The 3474-nt window shown below is 69.3% G+C and carries 4 protein-coding genes and 1 pseudogene; 2 read left to right on the top strand and 3 right to left on the bottom strand.

Translation table 11 applies throughout. The annotated features are described in order from the left end of the window. Positions 1-87: 87 nt before the first annotated feature. The 3 genes from ACOADB_RS07065 to ACOADB_RS07055 all read right to left on the bottom strand — a co-directional run bounded on the left by ACOADB_RS07065 (position 88) and on the right by ACOADB_RS07055 (position 2232). Positions 88-900, bottom strand: a complete 813-nt coding sequence (locus tag ACOADB_RS07065; protein ID WP_378597260.1) for a hypothetical protein — start codon at positions 898-900, stop codon at positions 88-90. Next, positions 897-1451: a SigE family RNA polymerase sigma factor gene (locus ACOADB_RS07060; protein WP_378597259.1), complete on the bottom strand. Its 555-nt coding sequence runs from the start codon at positions 1449-1451 to the stop codon at positions 897-899. The genes ACOADB_RS07065 and ACOADB_RS07060 overlap by 4 nt, the downstream gene beginning before the upstream one ends. A 61-nt stretch (positions 1452-1512) precedes the next feature. Further along, positions 1513-2232, bottom strand: coding sequence for an AAA family ATPase (locus ACOADB_RS07055; protein ID WP_378597258.1), 720 nt, complete (start codon positions 2230-2232; stop codon positions 1513-1515). 47 nt (positions 2233-2279) lie between these two features. Here ACOADB_RS07055 and ligD point away from each other — a divergent pair, with 47 nt between their 5' ends. Next, a complete protein-coding gene (gene ligD, locus ACOADB_RS07050; protein ID WP_378597256.1) occupies positions 2280-3239 on the top strand; it encodes a non-homologous end-joining DNA ligase in 960 nt (319 codons plus the stop codon). Continuing rightward, positions 3236-3474, top strand: a pseudogene (locus tag ACOADB_RS07045) (kynureninase); the annotation flags it as partial. The gene ligD and the pseudogene ACOADB_RS07045, both read left to right, overlap by 4 nt.

Raw genomic sequence — 3474 nt, 5'->3', positions numbered from 1 at the left:
CCGGTGTGGTCGCGCAGGGTGGTGCCGAGGGACTGCCTGTCCCGGCCGCGGCCCTGATCGGGCTGGCCGCGGCCGGACTGGCGGTCGTCAGTCGACCCAGGTGAGGGACTCGCCCAGCACGTGGATCTCGCTGTTCGTGGTGCCTCGGCCGCCCTGGACAGAGATGAAGATGCCGCCGTGCGCCTCGGTCGTGTAGACGGAGGGGTCGTCGCCCTTGTCGCTCGAGCCGAGCCAGGCGGCGCGGTCGGCCGCATCCCGGATCACGAGCGAGGCGACGCCACCGTCAGCGGATTCGCAGGACGCCTTGTCGTCGATCAGGAACCACTCGCACGTCCAGTTCGACGGAACGATGACCGGGATCTTGTCCACCTTGCCGAGCATGCCGAGCTCGTCGGCCTTGGCCATGGTCACGGCCACCGTGATGCCGGGCCACTCCTCGGTGAGGAAGCCGCCGGACTTCGTCGTGAAGCCGTCGGACCAGAACGTGTTGACGGCGTCCTTCGGGCCGTCGACGACGAGGACGAAGTCGGAACCCGGTCCAGCGAGCGTGCTGGAGCCCAGCTCGTAGAGACCGGCCTTGTCCGTGCGCACCGTGCCGGTGACGCCGTTGCCCAGGTCGATCACCTGTCCGGCCCGCAGTGTCGGCTCGCTGGGGGCCGAGGGAGTGTCGGCGTAGTCCGGGTCGTCGGCCGTCGTACCGCCTCCCATCTGGGAGGTGGCGAGGGCGATCACCGCCACGCCGGCAACGGCGCCGGCGGTGACGCCGATGCGGCGGCGACGACGCAGCCGGGTGCCGGCCCGGAGCGACGCGGTGGCGAGGTGTTCGAGGTCGGGCTGTTCGCTCCGCACGCGGTCGCGGAGGGCGGGGCCCAGGTAGGGGTCGTGGTCGAGGTCGTTCATGAGGAGGTCCTCTCGGGCAGTGCGTTCAGGTCGGTGGGAGGCGCGACCAGTGGTCGCAGTCGCTGCAACGCCCGTCGAGCTCGAGTGCGGATGACGGTCTCCGACAAGCCGAGGTCGGTGGCCGTCTCCGCGACACTCCGGTCCTCCCAGTACCGCAGGACGATGATCGCGCGGTCCAGCGGAGGCAGGTCGCCGAGTGCGGCAAGCAGGTCGACGCGCGTACCGGGATCGGCATCCACGACGGCCGTGCGTGCCGCGCTGATTCCGTCATCGGCGCCGGGTGTGAGGTCGGTCGGACGCTCGGAGTTGCGGCGCAGGCGGCGGTGGGACAGGAATGTGTTGAGCAGGGTGGTGCGTGCATAGGCGAGCGGGCTGTCTGCGGTGGCCACTCTTCTCCAGTGGACGAACACCTTGGCGTACGTCGCCTGGGTGAGGTCCTCTGCCAGATGGTGATCGCCGGTCAGCAGCATCGCTGCGTGGTGGAGTTGTGTGCCAGTGTCGCGGACGAACGCGGTGAACTGTTCCGCCTGCTTGTCTGACTTCACACCCATCTGACGCTCCGATGTGCCGGGCGCGTGACACCCGATCGGTCACGCGTTGTCTCGAGTGTCCTCAGTCGAGGACGTGGCGCAAGTAGCGCTGCGGGTCGTCGAGGTAGCGGCGCCAGTGCTGGACCAGGTCGAGGTCCTCCCAGCGGGCGGGGCGCAGCCCCCAGTCGCCCACCTCGAGGATGGTCGCGCCGGGCATCGAGGCGAGCACGGGAGAATGGGTGGCGCAGAGCACTTGTGCTCCATCGGCAGCCAGGTCGTGCAACTTGGCGATCAGTCCGAGGGTGGAGGAGAACGACAGGGCCGCTTCGGGCTCGTCCAGGCAGTAGAAACCGGGCGAGTCGAAGCGTGTGCGCAGCACCTCGAGGAACGACTCCCCGTGGCTCATCTCGTGGTAGCGCGGGTCGCGATCTGCTGCGTGCTGTTCGGCGAAGGTGTACCAGCCGTGCATGGTCTCGGCCCGCAGGAAGAATCCCCACCGCCCACTCCCGATGCCGCGCTGGAGTCGCAAGGCCGTGTGGAGCGGCGACTCGGTGGGCCGCGTCGCGTGGATGCCGAAGCGGGTGCCGCCCTCGGGTGACAGGCCGTACGCGACCGCGATGCCCTCGACCAGCGTCGACTTCCCCGAGCCGTTCTCCCCGACCAGGAAGGTGACGCCCTTGGGCAGGTCGAGACCCTTGCGCACGACCTGGGCGACTGCCGGCACCGTCATCGGCCACTCGCGCGGATCAAGGCCGCCACGCTCTGCGGTGACCCGTACGACGGGCGGCTGGTCGAAGTCCACGACGTCACGGTACTGAGATGGTCCGACCCGTTCGGTACTGTCCCCGCATGGCATCGCCGGCGATCGAGATCGAGGTCGAGAGTCGCGTCGTGCGGGTCAGCAATCCTGATCGCGTGTACTTCCCGGAGATCGGCGCCACCAAGCTGGACCTGGTCGAGTACTACCTCTCCGTCGGCGAGGGCATCGTCAACGCGCTGCGCGAGCGGCCGTGCATGCTGCACCGCTTCCCCAAGGGACTGGCGGGGGAGAAGGTCCATCAGAAGCGGCTTCCTGCAGGCGCGCCGCCCTGGGTCGAGACGGTCGAGCTGTTCTTCCCGCGCTGGAAGCGGACTGCCGACGAGCTGTGCGTGACCGAGCTCGCGTCGGTGATCTGGGCGGTGCAGATGTCCACGGTCGAGTTCCATCCGTGGAACAGCCGCCGCGGCGCGGTGGAGCAGCCGGACGAGTGGCGCATCGATCTCGACCCGGGCCCGGAGGCGTCGTACGACAGCATCCGGAAGGTGGCCCACGTCGCGCACGAGGTCCTCGACGAGCTGGGAGCGGTCGGCTATCCCAAGACCAGTGGCAGCAAGGGCCTGCACGTCTACGTACGGATCCGTCCTGACCACGACCACAAGGCCGTACGACGCGCGGCGCTCGCCTTTGCGCGGGAGGTCGAGCGGCGAGCGCCCGAGCTGGTGACGACGACCTGGTGGACGAAGGACCGTGACCCGGCGGCGGTCTTCGTCGACTACAACCAGAACGCTCGTGACCACACCATCGCAGCCGCCTACTCGGTCCGGGGCCTGCCCGACGCACGGGTCTCCACACCCATTCGCTGGGCGGAGATCGATGACGCCGATCCTCGTGACTTCACGATCCTGACCGTGCCCGCGCGGTTCGCCGAGATCGGCGACCTGCACCACGACATCGATGACCACGTCTTCGACATCGCGCCGCTCCTGGAGTGGGCCGATCGGGACGAGGCGGACGGCAAGGCCGTGCCGGACGAGGAGGAGACGACGTGACGTTCGATGCGGCTGGGCTGGACGCGGCTGACCCGTTGGCCGGACATCGCGACCGTTTCGTCGGCGCCGACACGTCGCTCGTCTATCTCGACGGCAACTCCCTCGGCAGGCCGCTGCGCGCGACCGCCGACCGGATCGGCAGCTTCGTGGCCGAGGAGTGGGGCGGCCGGCTGATCCGCGGCTGGGACGAGCGCTGGTTCGAGCTGCCGCTGGTCCTCGGTGACCGGCTGGCCGC

The sequence above is a fragment of the Nocardioides sp. CPCC 206348 genome (assembly GCF_048654705.1).
Lineage (GTDB): Bacteria > Actinomycetota > Actinomycetes > Propionibacteriales > Nocardioidaceae > Nocardioides.
The sequence above is the reverse complement of the archived record's forward strand: the minus strand, read 5'-3'. Positions and strand labels throughout refer to the sequence as shown.